Genomic DNA, 16,996 nt, shown 5'->3' with positions numbered 1-16,996 from the left:
GGTGCTAGATACGCTTCTATAAGCTTAAGAATTCTAATTTGTTTTATATAGAATCGTCTAAGTGATCATAGGTTTCCACATATAAACTTTTTCTCCGCCACACACTTAGTGCGAGTCCTATAGTAAACGCACCTAACATTGTAGGCATCAGCCCGTAGCTGATAAATGGCATCGGCATCGTTACAATTGGTAAATAACCGAATGTCATACCGAAATGATATACAAACTGTGCCCAAAAAATCGTCACACCGCCAACAATAAGTAACCGTGCATATGAATCACGAACACGAAGTACAACCATCAATAAACGAATAACACATAGTGATAATATCATCACAAGAACAATGGCAACTACAAAACCATACGATTGAATCACACTTGCCAATACGAAATTAGTATGCTGCACTGGTATTGCCATGCTATCACTTGCCCCAATCCACTTTGCTTGCAAAATTATATTTTGAAGCAGCAAATAATAATAGCCATTTCCTTCCGCATACTCCGCAGGGTCGAAGTAAACGGTAATACGTTCGATTTGCCGTGCTGTCGTCCCAAAGAATACAAGTAATACATTGCCTAACGCAAAGCCAATCCCTGTTACAATTAGTTTAATTTTCTTTGAAAAAGTACTGCACCAGAAAAGCATGGCAACTAACACTATACACATAAATAAAGCCACTGTTTGCGCATTCATAGCAAATAATAAAAGAGACGTGACAAATAGACCGATACACACGAACAGATTTGTCCGATTATGAAACAAAGTTGCCCATGCAATGACATAAAACGGCATAGCCATCGTACTTTCAATTCTTAGTTGACTAATGACGAACACCGGATGACCATGGATAAATGCTGTTGGAAACAAATAAAGCAAGAGCAAAATAGCCGTTCCGATTCCAAAAAATACATAACCATACTTTTGCAACTTTCGGTAATCTAAAAACATCATACTTATTACAAGAACGATAGCTAATACAATAAAAAGCAACTTTCTCATAAATAGATCAGGACTAAACATTGTCTGTGTCAGTAGAGGTAAAAAACTAAGCGCCATTACTGTGACAAGCAAACCAATTAATAACCAGTCCACTTTAGGTTTATGGATTTTATTTAAAGACTCTCCTAGTGTTGCCGGACTACCCATTTCTGCAATCGCTCTTTTTAGAGCATCCTCTTCAGTTAATCCTTTTTTTATCCATGTTTGTTGTGCTTGTTTGATGTGCTGTGTTAATTCTGCCGCCACGAAGATACGTGCATCTTTTGCATGAATATAACTTGTGACCCGTTGTATAAATGTATCAAGTAATTTCATCAATCTCACCCCTGTAATAAACTTTTCCATGTATACATTGTGGATGATGATTGGGCGAGTGATTTTTTCCCTTGATTGCTCAGCACATATAACTTTTCCCCATCATTCGACCAATGCGCATGAATTAAGCCTTCCTGCTCTAACAGATGAAGCAAGACATAAAGCATCCCTTCATTTTTTTCAAGTTCCGTCATTCCTCTTGCATGAAGTAAATGCGTTAACTCATATCCTGTTTTTTGTTGTATTAGGAGTGGTAACACTGCTAATCGTAAATTTTCTATTGAAGCAAGTTGCTCTATTTTTTGTTGAACAGTTTGGCGATGGTGTTCCGTAAATTCAAGCTCTTTAAACGTTGTCTTTTTCATCGATCTACGCAGATTGTTTAAGTCCATCCTTGTCCCTCCAACTGTTCTTTTAATAATGCTTTACCTTTACGGAGTCTTGTTTTTACCGTATTGCTATTGATTTCAAGCACATGTGAAATCTCTTTAATAGCCAACATCTCAAAATAGAATAAATAAATCACTTCACGATACAAGACAGGTAATTGCATTACGTTTTCCGCAAGTCTAGCATCCTCATCTTGTTGAATAACCGTCTTCTCAACATTTTCTTTACTTTCTTGAAGATTAAATAAACCATCTTTGCTCACATGCACTTTTTGGTTATACCAACTTTTCAAATAATCTTTACAGTGATTAATGGCAATACGCCATAACCATGTTTTAATTGTTGATTTTCCTTTATATGTAGGAAGTGCCTGAAAACATTTCACAAAAATTTCCTGTGTTAAATCTTCAGAAACTGCCTGATTTTTCACATAAGCATAGACAAGTTGCAGAAGTTCTTGCCCATACTCTTGCATAATATCCTCCATGATATGTACCTGAGTTCTCTCAAGTGGTAAAATTAATTCATCCACGTATGCTCCTCCTTTTCAACCATTAGACGAGTTCCAAATGTAAGAAGTTTGCAAATAAAAACAACCACTCATCAAATTTTGATAAATGATTGTTCTTTTGCACTTAAGCGCGTTCTATAAACGGTTTTTCTATATATGATCTTTCAGTGAACAATCAAATGCATAGTAAAAGTTCAGCTTAAATTCAGGACTATTTTGCAACTCATAATTCTACACTCTCTAGCAGTAATTTTTGTTGTAAGTTACTGTATACCCCTTGTTTTTGCATCAGCTGTTGATGGTTTCCCTGTTCGACAATTTCGCCCTGTTGAATGACAAGAATTTGGTCCGCATTTTCAATGGTTTTCAAACGGTGTGCGATGACAAAGCTTGTGCGCCCTTGCATTAAATGTTGAAGTCCTTTTTGAATATCTACTTCTGTTTGTGTATCAACACTAGATGTCGCCTCATCTAAAATAAGAATATCGGCATTTTCTAAAATTGCACGTGCAATGGCCAGTAACTGACGTTGCCCCTGACTCAAATTTGCTCCCCCTGCTTGGACAGGCGAATCGTATTGAGCTGGTAAATACTTAATAAAGTTATGGGCATTGGCAATTTTCGCCGCTTCCTCAACCTCTGCATCTGTAGCGTCCAGCTTGCCAAAACGAATATTTTCCCGAATTGTACCAGAAAATAAATACGTATCCTGTAACACGACACCCACTCTTTGACGAATTGTCGCCAATTTGTAATCCTCGATATTATGGCCATCAATTACGATTTCACCTGCATCAACATCATAAAAACGAGTGAGCAAATTAATCATCGTCGTTTTCCCTGACCCCGTCGGACCAACAAGTGCAATTGTCTCTCCAGCCTTGGCATCGAAGCTAATGTTTTTCAAAACTGGTTTTTCCGGCATGTAGCTAAACGATACTTGCCTGAATGTTACATCGCCCGTTAACCGCTCACATTCAAGTGCATTCTTTTTGTCAGCCACTTCTGACGGTTCATCTAAAATTTCAAAAACACGTTCTGCACCTGCAATGGCTGACTGAAGTGTATTCAGTAAATTCGATAGCTGATTGAGCGGACGGAAAAATTGACGTGTGTACGTCACAAATGCTGCGATAATTCCGACTGAAACAAGTCCTTTCACCGCCAAAAATGCTCCTGTTCCTATGACGACAGCCAACCCTAAGTTATTCATAAAGTTATTGATTGGACCAAGCAACCCTGATGTAATTTCCGCACGCTGAGCTGAATTGCGTAGTTGCTCGTTTTGTTGTTGGAATGATTCAATTGTCTGCTGCTCTTTGCCGAAAAGTGTTACAACTTCGGCTCCTGTAATCATTTCCTCGATATACCCGTTGAGATTCCCTAAATCACGCTGACGTGCCGCATAATTTTTCCCACTGCGTTTAACAATTTGTTTCGTTGTAAAAACGATAAGCGGAATAATAATAAGGGTTACAATCGCTAGCTGCCAGCTAAGTGAGAACATGGCAATGCTGACGCCAATTACGGTTAAAATTGATGAGACGATTTGCGTTACACTTTGTGCCAGCGCTGTGTTTAAATTATCGATATCATTGGTCACACGGCTCATTAAATCACCGAGGGCACGTTGATCGAAAAATTTTAGTGTTAAAGATTGAAGCTTTTTAAAGAGCTCAAGACGTAATGTACGAATGGTTTTCATGGCCACATGAATCATGACATACGTTTGTAACCATGTAAAAATAGACGCTACAGTAAAAATAACTGCGAGCACAATACCAAGGCGAATCGTACCCTTAATGTCCATTTTCATAATATATTCATCTACGATATGACCGATAAGATATGGCCCAGCTAAGCTTAATATCGTTGAGGCAATGACGAAAAATATTGAGAAAAACAGCCCGATTTTTTGCTGTTTAAGATATTGCCATACACGTAATATTGTTGTTTTTTGATTGGCTGCTTTTTCAGCTGGGCCACCTATACGTGGCCCACGTCCAAAATTCATTTGCTTTGGTTGACTTTGAGTCATTGGTGTTCACCAGCCTTTTGTTGCGAAGCGTAAATCGCTTGATAGGGTTCGTTTTCCTGTAACAATTGCTGATGTGTGCCTTGACCGACAATTTCGCCATCCTCCAACACTAAAATTACATCCGCTTGTTGAATGGAGGCAATCTTAGACGCCACTATAAATGTTGTTGTGTCTCGAAAATTGTCGTTAATTGCCTGTTGTACATGTTTTTCAGAGGCACTATCGAGGGCAGATGTTGTATCATCTAGTACTAAAATGGACGGCTGTCGCACGAACGCACGCGTCAACGCTAGTCGTTGTTTTTGCCCGCCGGATAGGTTCGTCGCTCCTTGGGAAAGTTCGTGTCCCATACCTTTTTCAAGTTTGTCCACAAACTCGGACGCACAAGCAGCATGGAGTGCGAACTGCAACTCATCTGGAGTCGCTTCCTCTTTGCCTAGACGTATATTTTTTTCAATTGCCCCTGAAAAGAGCAATGCTTTTTGTGAGGTAAAACCAATCTGTTCACGTAAAGTTGACAAAGCATAATTTTTTAACGGATGACCATCTACTAGTATTTGCCCACTTGTCGGGTCAAAAAGACGCGGTAGTAACTTCACTAATGTTGATTTACCACTACCCGTTTTACCGATAATGCCAACTGTTTGCCCAGCCTTCACAGAAAACGTGATGTGTTTCAGTACATCCTCTGCTGTCTCATAATAACGGTAGCTAACATTTTTGAAATCGATAGTCCCTTGAAAGTGTATATTGCGTGCATCTTCTGCTTCCTTCACAGCTACATCCATGTTCAGTACTTCCACAATGCGCTCGCCAGATGGAAGTGCCCGTGCAATTTGCATAAGCACCATACTAGATGACATAAGTCCATTTAAAATGATTGTCAAATAGTTGATAAATGCAAGGATGACTCCTACTTGCAACGTGCCTGCTTCGACTTTTATAGCCCCAAGCCATAGTGCCGCTATAATTCCCAGGTTGACAATGAACATCGTAAACGGCACAAGTACACCAACAATTTGCTCTGCTGTAATAAAGCGCTTTGTAAGCGTATCATTCAGCACGCCGAACTGCTCAACTTGCTGTTGCTCACGACGAAAAGCCTTGACCACACGAATTCCCGCTAAATTCTCTTGAAGCTTTGTGTTAACGCCATCAATGGCCTCTTGCACTTTGCGATATAACACGCCTGAATATCTTGTGAAAAAATACATGGCAACGATTAAAATTGGCACAATGACAAGTAAAATTGAAAAAAGCTCGCGAGCTGTCACAAAAACAATCACAACCGCACCAATAAACAATAGTGGTCCGCGCACAAAAATACGTAACGTCATCATAAATGCACGCTGCACGCTTTCCACATCACTCGTTAAAATTGTAATCAGTTTACCAGTCGTGAACTCATCCCGTTCTTTAGCTGAATAGGTAATCATCGTTTCATACAGCTTTTCTCGTACATCCGATGCAAAGTTGATCGCCGCCTTTGAGCTATAGTAGGAACAACCTATCCCCCCTACAAGCCCTAATATTGCACTTAAAATCATCCATACGAACATCTTTAGCACATACGGATTGTCGCCATTGGCAATACCAGTATCAATCATATGTTGCATGATCGTCGGCTGAATTAAATCCATTGTCACCTCAAGCACCATTAATAGCGGTGCAATCAGCGTAAAAAATTTATAGGGCGCCAAAAACTGCCCTAATTGTTTAACTACTTGCATTCTTTCGGCTCCGTTCCTTATATCCATTCGTTGTTAATTATAACTGAAAATCATTCCCAATTGCGAAAGTTTTTTCGTGACACTATAAGCATTCCTAATAAATTTTTGAGGCAGAGCGCGGTAAGTTATTTGCTTGTGCGATGCTGAGCTGAGTAGTTCTTGGGTTAACCCGAGCGCTTCCACAGCTGACCCGAGCTTTTCTTTCCTCTCCCTGCACTGAAGTCATGAAAAAACCACGCGAGCTTTCGCCCACGTGGTGCTTTGTTACAAATCATCGAAGCCGTTATCTTCTACATTTACCTTCACATATTGGCGTGAACGTTGTTCAAAGAAATCTGTTTTACCTAAGTCAACATCCTCGTAAGCCTTTATCCATTTCAATGGATTTTTGCGATAACCTTCGAATGGGCGATCCACGCCTAGCTGATTGCAGCGTACATTGGCATAGAAATGCACGTAGTCATGGACATCTTCAACATCAAGACCCTCGATTTTATCACCAATTACATCATTCGCCCAGTCGATTTCAAGTTGCACCGCCTCGCGGAAGATATCTTGCACACGTGCTGCTCTTTCTGGCGTATCGTATTCAGGATATTCCTCTAATAATTCTTGATAGATTTTCACGAAAAGATCGACGTGGAGCTGCTCATCGCGATTAATATAATTAATCATCGTTGATGAAGCGACCATTTTTTGATTGCGTGCTAAATGATAGAAGAATGCAAAGCCTGAATAGAAAAAGAGGCCTTCTAAAATCACATCATAGACAATCGCTTCTAGCATATTTTCAACGGTTGGTTCTTCAGAGAAGGCTTGATAACCTTTGATGACAAAATCATTTCGGCGCTCTAGTACTGGCTCTGTGCGCCAAAAGTCAAATGTACGGTCCTGTTCATCTTTATTCACAATACTTGAAAGAACATAAGAATAGGAATGATTATGAATAACTTCTTGCTGCGCTAAAATAATCATAAGGGCATTGAGACTAGAGTCTGTTAGATAATCTGCTACTTTACCAGCAAAATCCGTTTGGACGCTGTCTAATAGAGCAAGTAAACCGATAATTTTCAGGAATGATTCCTGCTCATCCGCTGACAACCCAGGAAATTGTTTGACATCATTGCTCATATTAATTTCGAATGGTGTCCAAAAGTTACCTAGCATTTTTTTATATTTTGGGTACGCCCAATTAAAGCGCACATCATCCCAGTTTAAAATGTTAGAAGAACGCCCGTTAACAATCGCTGTCGAACGGTTGGGTGCTTCTTTATCCATAATTTGTCGTTTCGTAATTGTCGTCATTTGTTATTCCTCCTAGCTTGCACAAGACTCACATTCTAGCAACTCTACTGATGTCGAGCGCACATAATAGGTTGTTTTCACACCACTTGCCCAAGCATTTAAATGCAATGCAAGTAGATCCTTCGCTTTAATTGTATTTTGAACATATAAATTAAGTGAAATCCCTTGGTCAATATGACGCGCACGCGCTGCATTTTGCTTAATGGTCCAATTTTGGTCAATAAAATAGGCAGATTTGTAATACCAAGTCGTCACTGGCGATAAATCAGGTACTGTTACCGGGATTTTGTAGTCCTTTTTCTCCTCAGAGTAACTCTTTTGGAAAATAGGATCAATCGTTGCGGTACTACCAGCTAAAATAGATGTCGATGAATTTGGTGCAACCGCCATCACATAGCCATTACGCATACCCGTTGTTGCAACATCTGCACGTAACGCATGCCACTTGTCACTGCTATAGCCACGTTTCTCAAAGTACGCTCCCGTTTGCCAGTCCGATCCTTCAAACAATGGATAGGCTCCTTTTTCACGTGCCAAGTCGTTTGATGCGCGAATCGTTAAATAGGCAATTTCCTCATAAAGCTTGTCCGCATAATCTACTGCCTCATCTGATTCCCATTGAATTTCCTTTAAAGCAAGTAAATGATGCCAGCCAAATGTACCGAGCCCAATGCCACGGTAACGTGCATTCGTACGCTCTGCCTGTTTAACTGGAATTGTATTTAAAGCGATTACATTATCGAGCATACGTACTTGAATTGGAATCAAGCGTTCTAACACATTAGCTGGTACAGCTTTCCCTAAATTCACCGAAGATAAATTACATACCACGAAATCTCCTGGCTTACGGCGAGTGACGATGACATCATCCTCTAAAGTAATCGACTCAAATTCAGTGGCCGACATATTTTGGAAAATTTCTGTACACAGATTTGAACTATAAATCATACCCTCATGCTTATTTGGATTCATACGATTTACTTCATCGCGGTAAAACATGAAAGGCACACCTGTTTCCAGCTGAGAACGCATAATGCGCTTCATGATATCAATTGCCTGTACAACTTCTCGACTTAGTAGCGGATTGGCCATACATGCCGCATATTTCTCTCGGAACGAGCCTTCGCCTTTCTTCTCATCATAGAAATCTTCTAAAGAGAAGCCCATTACTTCACGTACTTCATGTGGATCAAATAAATGCCAATCCTCTCGTGCCTCCACTGCCTCCATAAATAAATCAGGTAAGCAAAGCCCTGTGAAAATATCATGGGCACGCAGTCGCTCATCTCCGTTATTCAAGCGCAAATCTAAAAACGTAAAGACATCCTTATGCCAAATATCTAAATACACCGCAATGGCGCCTTGTCGTTGTCCTAACTGATCTACTGACACAGCTGTATTATTGAGCTGTTTAATCCATGGCAACACGCCACTTGAAGCCCCTTTAAATCCTTTAATGGATGAGCCACGACTACGGATTTTGCCCATATAAACACCAATACCACCACCATATTTCGATAATGTTGCGACATCTGTATTCGTATCATAAATACTTTGCAAGCTATCATCTACCGTATCGATAAAGCAGCTAGAAAGTTGTCCATGTGTTTTCCCCGCATTAGATAAAGTCGGTGTGGCAACCGTCATATATAAATTACTCATTGCCCAGTAGGATTCACGTACCTTTTCTAAGCGATTTTCAGTTTCATCTTGCATAAGCGTCATCGCAATGACCATCCATCGCTCCTGTGGTAACTCCACTGGCGTCTTCGTATAATCACGTACCACATAACGATCCATTAATGTTTTTAACCCAATGTACGTAAACAGCTCATCTCGGCTTTGTTCTAAATAGGACGCTAGTTCAATTAGCTCTTGCTCACTATACTTTGTTGTTAAACATTGATGATAGAGTCCAGCCTCCGTATATCTTGCAAGTTGTGCTGGAAATACCTTGTAAACATCTTTCACAGCAACTCCGCGACGCATGGCGAATTGATCGTATAACTTCTCTAAATAAATTTGCGCAGCAACAAATGTCCAGAAGGGCTCTTCTTCGTCAATCAGACTTAGCGTTTGTAAAATCATCGCATCCGCCCATGCTTCAAACGTGGCATTATCGTTTTTTCGTAGCCATCGATCCGATAACCTTACAAAACTATCTAGTTCATCCTCCGTGTAACTTTTTTGTAACTTAGCAATTTGCTGTTCGATTTGAATTGTCATTTACATATTCTCTCCCTTTCTACCCTCAGACAACACAAAAAGCGATCACACAACATGTATCTGTTGCGGGATCGCTGTAAATCGGAAATGGAAATGAAGGACATGTACACATCAAAGTGGACAAATCTCTCGCCTCCACTTCTCAATCCCCGAAGAATGTGTTGCTGTCTTGAACAAATCGGCAGGTCTCCTGGCTCGTGCTTCCTCCAAACAATGGCCTTCCCGTTTTTCACAGTGGCATTTTAATCGTTTGTCAGCACTTACAGTTGCGGGGACAGCTTCGGCTTAAGATTGCTCTTGTTCCGAATTCCCTTTTAAACCAATATGGTACCGCTCATCCAAATACTATATATTGTGTTTTAACTCCTAAACAAATCTAACATATTGTGTTTCTTGTTGCAATAGGCGTTTTGAACTTTGCCTATTATAAATCCAAATTATTGCTGGAAGCAAGCCCTATAACCATGCAGTTCTACGTAGTTTCTCAAAATTTCTTGTGAAAATTTTTTGTGCGAGATGCTCTTTTTCGGGATGTACACCTAGTAAAATGACGGCACATGGTCCTGCTGTTTTCTCAACATCCAAAGAACTTGTTACACGCTGATCAACAAATAGTCGGGTGAATTCTACTTGCAGACCTTTTGACCCTACCGGCCAAACCTGCTGCACAATGTCATCGCGCCAAGCATTAAAAATAGGCCGAAGTTGCGCTACATCGTCAGGCTGAGCAAGCACTTCATTTCCAACAAGCGGAAGGCCGTATGTGTACCAAATAAGCTTGTCATGCTCAAACTTCGTACGACTTTGCTGTACACCAAGCATTGTTAAGGATAAAGCTGATTGTAAAGTTGGCATATTGGATTCTGAGCTACCCCCAATTTGTGGGCAAGCAAGACCAATTTCGTCAAACACTTGCTCAATTCCCGTGACATAGCGAGACCAAGCAGCATCCCCCGAAAAATTAGCAAGTATAATATGCACAGGTAGCGCATTCGCCGCAAGCTGTTCTAAAAAAGTGACACGTGCTGTAAAGTATGCCGTTAGATTATCTGATGCTGACACAACATCTTGTGGTTTCTCACCAATTGCCGCGGCATTATCAGTTGTGACAATCAGCTCCCCAATTTTCACTGCATTTCTCAATGAGCTCGCCCTTCTTTACGGACGAACACTTTTGAAAGTATCGGCATTACCCCAGCGACGATTACTAAGTTAATAACTGTTGCCATTAAAATACTTGCTAATGCGCTCCAGTAAAACGCTGGGCTAATAATGAAGTAAAATGGTATTGGTGAGACGATACCATTTAATAAAAGTGCTACTGGCCATTTCCAAAAATGGAGGCCCTTTTTATGCATAACGCCGAACACCCATACTACAATAAACATTTCGACTGCTATAATAATATGCAGAGGGCCGAGCGGAAAGCCAGACGTTAAAGCTGTAATAAAATGCCCTACTAAACCCGCTACACCTGCTAGAACAGGCGATAGAAACACAACACTTAAAAATGCAGGTGCTGCGTCCAGTGCCGCCGTTGATACAAACGACGGGATTTTAATGACTGCCCCAACTGCACAGATAGCCGCAACCATCGCAGTTAACGACAGGCTCATCAATTTTTGTCGATCCATTCCATTTCCTCTTTTCTGTTATCTTTTGAGATGCTTCCAGGTAATTCTCCAAATGCTTTATTATAAATAGCAAGTGACAAATACTCCCGAAATCATTTGATATGTTCTCCGATGCCGTACCAAATACGAACAACTCGCTGAGCTTCAGTAAACAACGCCTGGTACAAACGTCCACATGTATCACGTAGTAATCGTGCCTGCTTTTCCATCGGCACAACGCCGCGCCCCATATCGGTCACAATTATATACAGAGTGCAATTTTCTTCAAGAATTTTTAGTCGTGTCAACAGGTGAGCGACAACGATGTCATCCTCTTCTAGATTTTGTGTCACAAGCCATGTTTCTAAATTTTTTAAAACGAGTACATCACAACTAGGAGCAAATTCTGGTAATTCCCCATCCATGACTGCAACCTTCTGACCTTCAAGCTTTCGCATCACATAGTTGGTTTTGCCGTTATAGGCTCCTCCGATAAAGACATACATCGCGCTCCCTCCTTCCAAGCAGCACGCGAAAACCTTAAAGTATACATTCGGTCATGTGGTACATTGTACGACCAAAAAGGCTTTTCTATGGGGGCAAAGGCCACAAGCAGCGCACGAATTACTCCTCCGTGCACAACAAGTACAGTATCCACCGCCTCTTTTGGCAACGCTTTGAAGCCTTCAATGACACGTGCACAAAATACATCAAAGCCTTCCCCGTTGGGCGGAATCGTTTTAATAGGATCATCTAACCATGCACAATAACAACTATCTGACTTTAATTCGTCATAGGTTTTTCCTTCAAAGTCTCCAAAATTAGACTCACGAAAGCGTGCATCCGAAATATAGCTGGCTTGAGGAAAATAACGTGCGGCTGTTTCTCTACAACGTAGCAAATCACTGCCATATACTTTGTGTAAAGCTGTATCTACACTAGGAATTACCGAAGGATCTGCCAAAGGCGAATCTGTCCAGCCAATATAGCGTTTCTCCAAATTTTCCTTTGTGGGCGCATGTCGCATTAAGCGCACAGTAACAACGTCACCCATAGCACGACCTCCATTCCTTCAATTGATGCACCTAGTAAATCACCCGATACACCACCAAAATTTCGTAATGTAAACTGCCGAAACAACACAAATGCAACAGCCAATACGATTATAAGTATAAGTGGGACAATTGACAAACCTGTCACATAGAAAACCCCACTAAGCGCAATGACTAGTGTTATAAACATTACAACTGTTAGTACACCTTGCTCCATTTGCGTTTTGAAGAAATAGGCAAGGCCTTTTTCTTTAGAACAGTTCAGAGACATGAAGTAAAAGCTCATACCCACTCGTGTCAATAATGGTATAAAAACGAGCATCCACAGCGTTAGCTTTTCCTGCGCAAATAGTTCATAGAGCACAACCATTTTTCCAAGAATTAAAAATAGCACTGACAGTACTCCAAACGCCCCAACGCGTGGGTCATCTAGAATTTCAAGCCGCTTGTCACGGTCTCGATACGAAAAATAAGCATCCCCCATATCAATAAAACCGTCTAAATGTAGTCCACCAGTGAATAACGCGAATAATCCGACAACGACGAAGGCGAGTAGCACATCACTACTAGCCGTCCACTGCGTTAAACTATAAATAGTTGCCGCCACCACTGTTCCCATGAGGGCCCCTACCCATGGCAAAAAGGCAAACATCCCTGTAATCGTCCCTTTAGATAACGGAATTTCTTTATGTACAGGCAAAACTGTAAAAAATTGAAATGCGAGCAGTATGCTATGCCATATATTTTTCATCGCCTTGCCTTCTTTCTTTTTTATTCAAATAACCCCTATTTACAAGTAAAAATCTACTTCATCATTTCCATTTTTTTACGATACCATAGTTTATTTCGTATGCCTCATTTGCGACAGAAACAAACCATTGATGTAATTCCCCTAGCATTTTTCGATACAATTCGACCTCATCACTTGTGTACGGAGGTTCATCAAATAGTTCATTTGAAACAACAAAAAGCGTCACCTGCTGCTCAAGTAACGTCAGCACTGCTTCCTTCAAGGATTGCAGCTTTTTTTCTAAGCAGCCAGGCTTTTCCACACACGATGTGCCTATGTCAAAACCCTCATAAAATGCATTTGTTAGCCATGTTGTTACACAGTCCCAAAGCACGATATCTCCATCACATAGCTCATTGAAAGCGAGCTCAATGTGATAAGGTGCTTCCAGAGTGTGCCATACAATAGCTTGCGCCTGTCGATCTGCCTGATGCCGCAAAATACGTTTGTCCATTTCGCTATCCAACGCTAGCCCAGAAGCTATATAAATGAGCCGTTTGGCGATCAACGACTCACTTTGATAGTGACGAATAGCAGCTTTTTCAGCAAAATGTGATTTACCACTACGTACTCCACCTGTTATAAACGTAAGTGACAATGGAATCGCCTCCCTATTGAAAATGTTTGGTATTGCCAATATCTTTTACCACCCATTGTTCATCAAGTCGTTCAATAATGGTCACACTTGTCCCCTCAATAATAGGTGTTGCCCAAAGCTGATGTATACTGCGCTCTAAAATTGCATTGATGATGCATTTTATGGTCACACCATGTGACACAATTAACACATTTTCGTATGGATACTTTTCCGCAATATTTTTAAGCGTATACATTGCTCGTTCCGTTACCGCGCCAAAACTTTCGGTATGGGTTGCGATGAATTGTGCAGGATAGTCAGTATACAGCTCATAGTCGAAACGATAAGTGACTAGGATATCCTCTATCGTCTTTCCTTGCCAGTTGCCTAAAAAAATCTCACGTAAATCATCCTCAAAGTAACAAGGGAGCGCTCGATCTGCTATTAAATAACTCAATGTTTCTTTAGCACGACCGCTAGAACTACTATAGGCGGCAACAAATTGAATATCTTTTAATTGTTCCCCAAGCTTTTTAGCATGTAAAATGCCCTTTTCCGACAAGGGGGAATCAAGCCATCCCTGTAATCGATGTTCTTGATTCCATTCTGTTTCACCGTGTCTAACTAGAAAAAAAGTCGTCACTTTTCTCACCCCTTATACGTTTTAAACCACGCTTGTAAACAGTTTTGCAAATAACTCATGGCCGTAATATCCTTTATCCCTATACGGAACCACTCGCCATTTAATCCCATAAAATTTTTCGTATGGCGTAGTACAACACCCTTTGTTAGACAATAGGCGAAAAATGCATCAGCTTGTTGATTTTGTGGTAATGCAAAGCAAACATAATTCGTCACGCTCCTTGTCACCTGACAACTATTTTCTTGTAAGAAGCGCTGGAGCCACTCCCGCTGTGTTTGTGCATAAGCTATTGCCTGTTGACAGTATTCCTGTTCATCTAAACAGCCTGCACCTATCACAAGTGCAAAAGCATTGAGATTCCAATGAGAAAGCATCGCCTTTAGTTCCGAGACGACGGTGTTACTTGCTACTAAATACCCTAGTCTCAACCCTGGAATAGCGTACATTTTCGTCATGGAGCGGACAACAATGACATGGGGGTTAGTGATTACATAGTCAATCAAAGAGTGATCTTCACTTACCCAGTCTATAAATGCTTCATCTAGTACAAGCTCACAGTTCACTTGCGCCCCGTAGGTCATTAATTGCACAAGCTCCTCTTTCTTCGGTAACACGCCTGTTGGATTATTGGGCGTACAAATATAGAGAGCATCAGCGTCAATCATTTCTCGTTGCAGACGTTCCATTGGCAAAATGTAGTGAATAATATCTTCCACTAGAATTGGTACAATGACCGCGCCTGCTGCTTGCAGCGTCCGTTCGTATTCAGAAAATGTTGGATGCACGATAATCACACGCTTATTTGCATAGCGTCTTGCCAGGACACTAAATAACTCAGACGCTCCATTTCCAAGAAGCAATGAATTCTTGTCAACATCGTGGAACTTGGCTACCTTTGATAAAAAAGGCTCTCCATCCGGATTAGGATAGCGTTGAATTAACGGATAAAACGTCCGCCAGCGCGCCTCTACAAACATAGGCGGTCCAGCAGCATTGACGTTTTCACTAAAATCATATACTTCTGTGGGCATAGTCAGCCCCAATCGATGATAGACATTTTGCGGATTGGCTCCGTGATTAGGCAATTGCAAAAATCAACACCTCCATTGCTAACATGACAAGTGTAAAGAGCAATGTGGCAATACGCATATGAGTAACCGACGTTGCAATATGTTCCTTCGTTAAAGGGACTAACTTCTCACCCATCGTCGCTCGATAGGAAATAACACCTTGATATGCATTTTTCCCACCTAGCTGTACACCCAACTGAACGGCTGTAGCCGCTTCCAAATAGCCACTATTCGGACTTGGATGTTTTTTAGCATCCTGCGTCCAACGTTTTAAACGCTTTCCAAGTGATACATTTGTTTCATTTTTCGTGCCGAGCACCATCAGTAATCCTGTTAAGCGGCTTGGCACAAAATTTGCGACATCATCAAGTTTTGCTGCAAACATGCCAAAGTCTTTATACTTATCGTTTTTATAGCCAATCATGGAATCGAGCGTATTAACCGCCTTATAGCCCCATAAACCGACAGCTCCAAATAAAAAGGCATAAAATAACGGTGCCGTTACCCCATCGCTTGTATTTTCAGACACTGTTTCTACGACTCCACGTACAATTTCATCTTCGTCTAGCTGTTCTGTATCACGTCCGACAATCCATGATAGTTTAACACGTGCCTCTGCAAAATCCCCTTTCACAAGCGGTTCATAGACGGCCATCGCTGCTTCTTTCAAGCTTCGTTGTGCAAGTCCAATACCAATCAATAGACCTTCTACGATTATGCCAAACATTAAACTAACCTGATAGCTAAGGAGTAAGATTGCAGTGACAACAAACATAGTCGTGCCCACAACAGCAAGTGCCATCACCGTGCCACGCGTTTTGCGCATGTTGCCTTTATTCCATAATTCTGTTTGAGATTGAATAAGCTTGCCAATCCAGCGCACAGGATGTGGCATTTTAGGAGGATCCCCTACAGCTAAATCAAATACGAGCCCGATGATACAGGCAATGATTAAGACAATCATAGTGGATTCTCCTCTTTATCTTTTTTATATTTTTGAATGGCCTCTCGCATCGTTTCATAAACGCCATGTCCGATAACCTTACCAAGCATTGTAATTGGCCCCGCATATTGATGGTAGTCTCCCTCTTCTGTCGAAGCAATTAGCAAACTATCCGTTGAAGTACCTGTTGCCTGTGTGCCCGTTGTAGGGTCTGCAATATTTTCATCAATGAGTGCCTTCACCTTTGCTTCTGTAGTAGAAATCATTGCCTGAAACAATGCCTCGTCCGACAATTTGCCATTGATCAGCACCCATGTATTTATCGTGCCAGCGTGATACTGCTCCTGACGATGAAAAGCGCGCGTTATATCGACAGCATTGCCTAATCCTGCTGTTATCATAATAACAAGATGAATACCTTCATATAGATACTCACGTATTGTTGCATAACGTGCATATACAGCCGTCATCATAGCAACCGTGTTGTCAATAGGAAAACCTTCTGACTGTAAAAAACGCTGTAATTCCTGATGTGGTTTTCGTTCGTCATAAGTATAAGGTACTGAGCGATTCATTACATGTGTATAATAGCCGAAACCAGGATTATGCATAGCTGAAGATACAACCTTCATAGGTGATGCTGTCTGGATGGCAACATATTGATCAAATATCTGTATATCTTCCTTGTGTAGCACCGCCATCATCTTGCCTCCTATAATTTGAAACTAACTATAGATTGAAAATTCTATTTTTTGGTCAGTCTAAGTGTTTATCTAGTAGTCTCGAAGTACAT

The 16,996-nt window shown here is 41.0% G+C and carries 17 protein-coding genes and 1 riboswitch; all 17 genes read right to left on the bottom strand.

The window, feature by feature from the left end; genetic code table 11:
- Positions 1–43 precede the first annotated feature (43 nt).
- Positions 44–1,315: an FtsW/RodA/SpoVE family cell cycle protein gene (locus ACOMCU_RS07370; RefSeq protein WP_421049791.1), complete on the bottom strand. Its 1,272-nt coding sequence runs from the start codon at positions 1,313–1,315 to the stop codon at positions 44–46.
- Between the two features lie 5 nt (positions 1,316–1,320).
- On the bottom strand, positions 1,321–1,707 hold the full coding sequence (locus ACOMCU_RS07365) for a PadR family transcriptional regulator (RefSeq protein WP_421049790.1): 387 nt from the start codon (positions 1,705–1,707) through the stop codon (positions 1,321–1,323).
- Entirely contained in the window at positions 1,698–2,237 is a 540-nt protein-coding gene (locus ACOMCU_RS07360; protein WP_421049789.1) for a sigma-70 family RNA polymerase sigma factor, read from the bottom strand. Before ACOMCU_RS07360 ends, ACOMCU_RS07365 begins: the two co-directional genes overlap by 10 nt.
- A 202-nt stretch (positions 2,238–2,439) precedes the next feature.
- On the bottom strand, positions 2,440–4,254 hold the full coding sequence (locus ACOMCU_RS07355) for an ABC transporter ATP-binding protein (RefSeq protein WP_421049788.1): 1,815 nt from the start codon (positions 4,252–4,254) through the stop codon (positions 2,440–2,442).
- On the bottom strand, positions 4,251–5,984 hold the full coding sequence (locus ACOMCU_RS07350; RefSeq protein WP_010860903.1) for an ABC transporter ATP-binding protein: 1,734 nt from the start codon (positions 5,982–5,984) through the stop codon (positions 4,251–4,253). The genes ACOMCU_RS07355 and ACOMCU_RS07350 overlap by 4 nt, the downstream gene beginning before the upstream one ends.
- A gap of 264 nt (positions 5,985–6,248) precedes the next feature.
- Complete coding sequence (locus ACOMCU_RS07345) at positions 6,249–7,289, bottom strand: ribonucleotide-diphosphate reductase subunit beta (RefSeq protein WP_010860904.1); 1,041 nt, start codon at positions 7,287–7,289, stop codon at positions 6,249–6,251.
- A gap of 12 nt (positions 7,290–7,301) precedes the next feature.
- Positions 7,302–9,515: a ribonucleoside-diphosphate reductase subunit alpha gene (locus ACOMCU_RS07340; RefSeq protein ID WP_421049787.1), complete on the bottom strand. Its 2,214-nt coding sequence runs from the start codon at positions 9,513–9,515 to the stop codon at positions 7,302–7,304.
- 162 nt (positions 9,516–9,677) lie between these two features.
- A riboswitch (cobalamin riboswitch) is annotated at positions 9,678–9,865 on the bottom strand.
- 106 nt (positions 9,866–9,971) lie between these two features.
- Entirely contained in the window at positions 9,972–10,658 is a 687-nt protein-coding gene (locus tag ACOMCU_RS07335; protein ID WP_010860906.1) for a hypothetical protein, read from the bottom strand.
- The gene (locus tag ACOMCU_RS07330; RefSeq protein ID WP_421049786.1) at positions 10,655–11,149 is read right to left on the bottom strand and encodes an ECF transporter S component; all 495 of its coding nucleotides are present in this window, start codon (positions 11,147–11,149) and stop codon (positions 10,655–10,657) included. Before ACOMCU_RS07330 ends, ACOMCU_RS07335 begins: the two co-directional genes overlap by 4 nt.
- A 92-nt stretch (positions 11,150–11,241) precedes the next feature.
- Positions 11,242–11,634 (bottom strand): bifunctional adenosylcobinamide kinase/adenosylcobinamide-phosphate guanylyltransferase, encoded by a 393-nt coding sequence (locus ACOMCU_RS07325; protein ID WP_421049785.1) that lies wholly within the window; start codon positions 11,632–11,634, stop codon positions 11,242–11,244.
- Positions 11,586–12,182 carry a histidine phosphatase family protein gene (locus tag ACOMCU_RS07320; RefSeq protein ID WP_010860909.1) on the bottom strand — a complete coding sequence of 199 codons (597 nt, stop codon included), beginning with the start codon at positions 12,180–12,182 and terminating at the stop codon, positions 11,586–11,588. The genes ACOMCU_RS07325 and ACOMCU_RS07320 overlap by 49 nt, the downstream gene beginning before the upstream one ends.
- Positions 12,155–12,931, bottom strand: a complete 777-nt coding sequence (gene cobS / locus ACOMCU_RS07315) for an adenosylcobinamide-GDP ribazoletransferase (RefSeq protein ID WP_421049784.1) — start codon at positions 12,929–12,931, stop codon at positions 12,155–12,157. The genes ACOMCU_RS07320 and cobS overlap by 28 nt, the downstream gene beginning before the upstream one ends.
- 61 nt (positions 12,932–12,992) lie before the next feature.
- Positions 12,993–13,568 carry a bifunctional adenosylcobinamide kinase/adenosylcobinamide-phosphate guanylyltransferase gene (locus ACOMCU_RS07310; protein ID WP_421049783.1) on the bottom strand — a complete coding sequence of 192 codons (576 nt, stop codon included), beginning with the start codon at positions 13,566–13,568 and terminating at the stop codon, positions 12,993–12,995.
- Positions 13,569–13,581: 13 nt separating this feature from the next.
- Positions 13,582–14,190: a histidine phosphatase family protein gene (locus ACOMCU_RS07305; RefSeq protein ID WP_010860912.1), complete on the bottom strand. Its 609-nt coding sequence runs from the start codon at positions 14,188–14,190 to the stop codon at positions 13,582–13,584.
- A gap of 5 nt (positions 14,191–14,195) precedes the next feature.
- Entirely contained in the window at positions 14,196–15,281 is a 1,086-nt protein-coding gene (locus ACOMCU_RS07300; protein ID WP_421049782.1) for a pyridoxal phosphate-dependent aminotransferase, read from the bottom strand.
- Positions 15,268–16,224 (bottom strand): adenosylcobinamide-phosphate synthase CbiB, encoded by a 957-nt coding sequence (gene cbiB, locus ACOMCU_RS07295; RefSeq protein ID WP_421049781.1) that lies wholly within the window; start codon positions 16,222–16,224, stop codon positions 15,268–15,270. The genes ACOMCU_RS07300 and cbiB overlap by 14 nt, the downstream gene beginning before the upstream one ends.
- Positions 16,221–16,904 (bottom strand): adenosylcobinamide amidohydrolase, encoded by a 684-nt coding sequence (locus ACOMCU_RS07290; protein WP_010860915.1) that lies wholly within the window; start codon positions 16,902–16,904, stop codon positions 16,221–16,223. Before ACOMCU_RS07290 ends, cbiB begins: the two co-directional genes overlap by 4 nt.
- Between the last annotated feature and the right edge of the window lie 92 nt (positions 16,905–16,996).

Source organism: Lysinibacillus sp. UGB7 (genome assembly GCF_049058285.1).
Lineage (GTDB): Bacteria > Bacillota > Bacilli > Bacillales_A > Planococcaceae > Lysinibacillus > Lysinibacillus sphaericus_B.
The sequence above is the reverse complement of the archived record's forward strand: the minus strand, read 5'-3'. Positions and strand labels throughout refer to the sequence as shown.

What these genes read in the sequence shown, in the direction of transcription:
- ACOMCU_RS07290 (WP_010860915.1), bottom strand. Translation starts at nt 16,904, where the DNA reads ATGGCGGTGCTACACAAGGAAGATATACAGATATTTGATCAATATGTT.
- ACOMCU_RS07330 (WP_421049786.1), bottom strand. Translation starts at nt 11,149, where the DNA reads ATGGATCGACAAAAATTGATGAGCCTGTCGTTAACTGCGATGGTTGCG.
- cobS (WP_421049784.1), bottom strand. Translation starts at nt 12,931, where the DNA reads ATGAAAAATATATGGCATAGCATACTGCTCGCATTTCAATTTTTTACA.
- ACOMCU_RS07355 (WP_421049788.1), bottom strand. Translation starts at nt 4,254, where the DNA reads ATGACTCAAAGTCAACCAAAGCAAATGAATTTTGGACGTGGGCCACGT.
- ACOMCU_RS07370 (WP_421049791.1), bottom strand. Translation starts at nt 1,315, where the DNA reads ATGAAATTACTTGATACATTTATACAACGGGTCACAAGTTATATTCAT.
- ACOMCU_RS07345 (WP_010860904.1), bottom strand. Translation starts at nt 7,289, where the DNA reads ATGACGACAATTACGAAACGACAAATTATGGATAAAGAAGCACCCAAC.
- ACOMCU_RS07365 (WP_421049790.1), bottom strand. Translation starts at nt 1,707, where the DNA reads ATGGACTTAAACAATCTGCGTAGATCGATGAAAAAGACAACGTTTAAA.
- ACOMCU_RS07320 (WP_010860909.1), bottom strand. Translation starts at nt 12,182, where the DNA reads ATGGGTGACGTTGTTACTGTGCGCTTAATGCGACATGCGCCCACAAAG.
- cbiB (WP_421049781.1), bottom strand. Translation starts at nt 16,224, where the DNA reads ATGATTGTCTTAATCATTGCCTGTATCATCGGGCTCGTATTTGATTTA.
- ACOMCU_RS07325 (WP_421049785.1), bottom strand. Translation starts at nt 11,634, where the DNA reads ATGTATGTCTTTATCGGAGGAGCCTATAACGGCAAAACCAACTATGTG.
- ACOMCU_RS07340 (WP_421049787.1), bottom strand. Translation starts at nt 9,515, where the DNA reads ATGACAATTCAAATCGAACAGCAAATTGCTAAGTTACAAAAAAGTTAC.
- ACOMCU_RS07350 (WP_010860903.1), bottom strand. Translation starts at nt 5,984, where the DNA reads ATGCAAGTAGTTAAACAATTAGGGCAGTTTTTGGCGCCCTATAAATTT.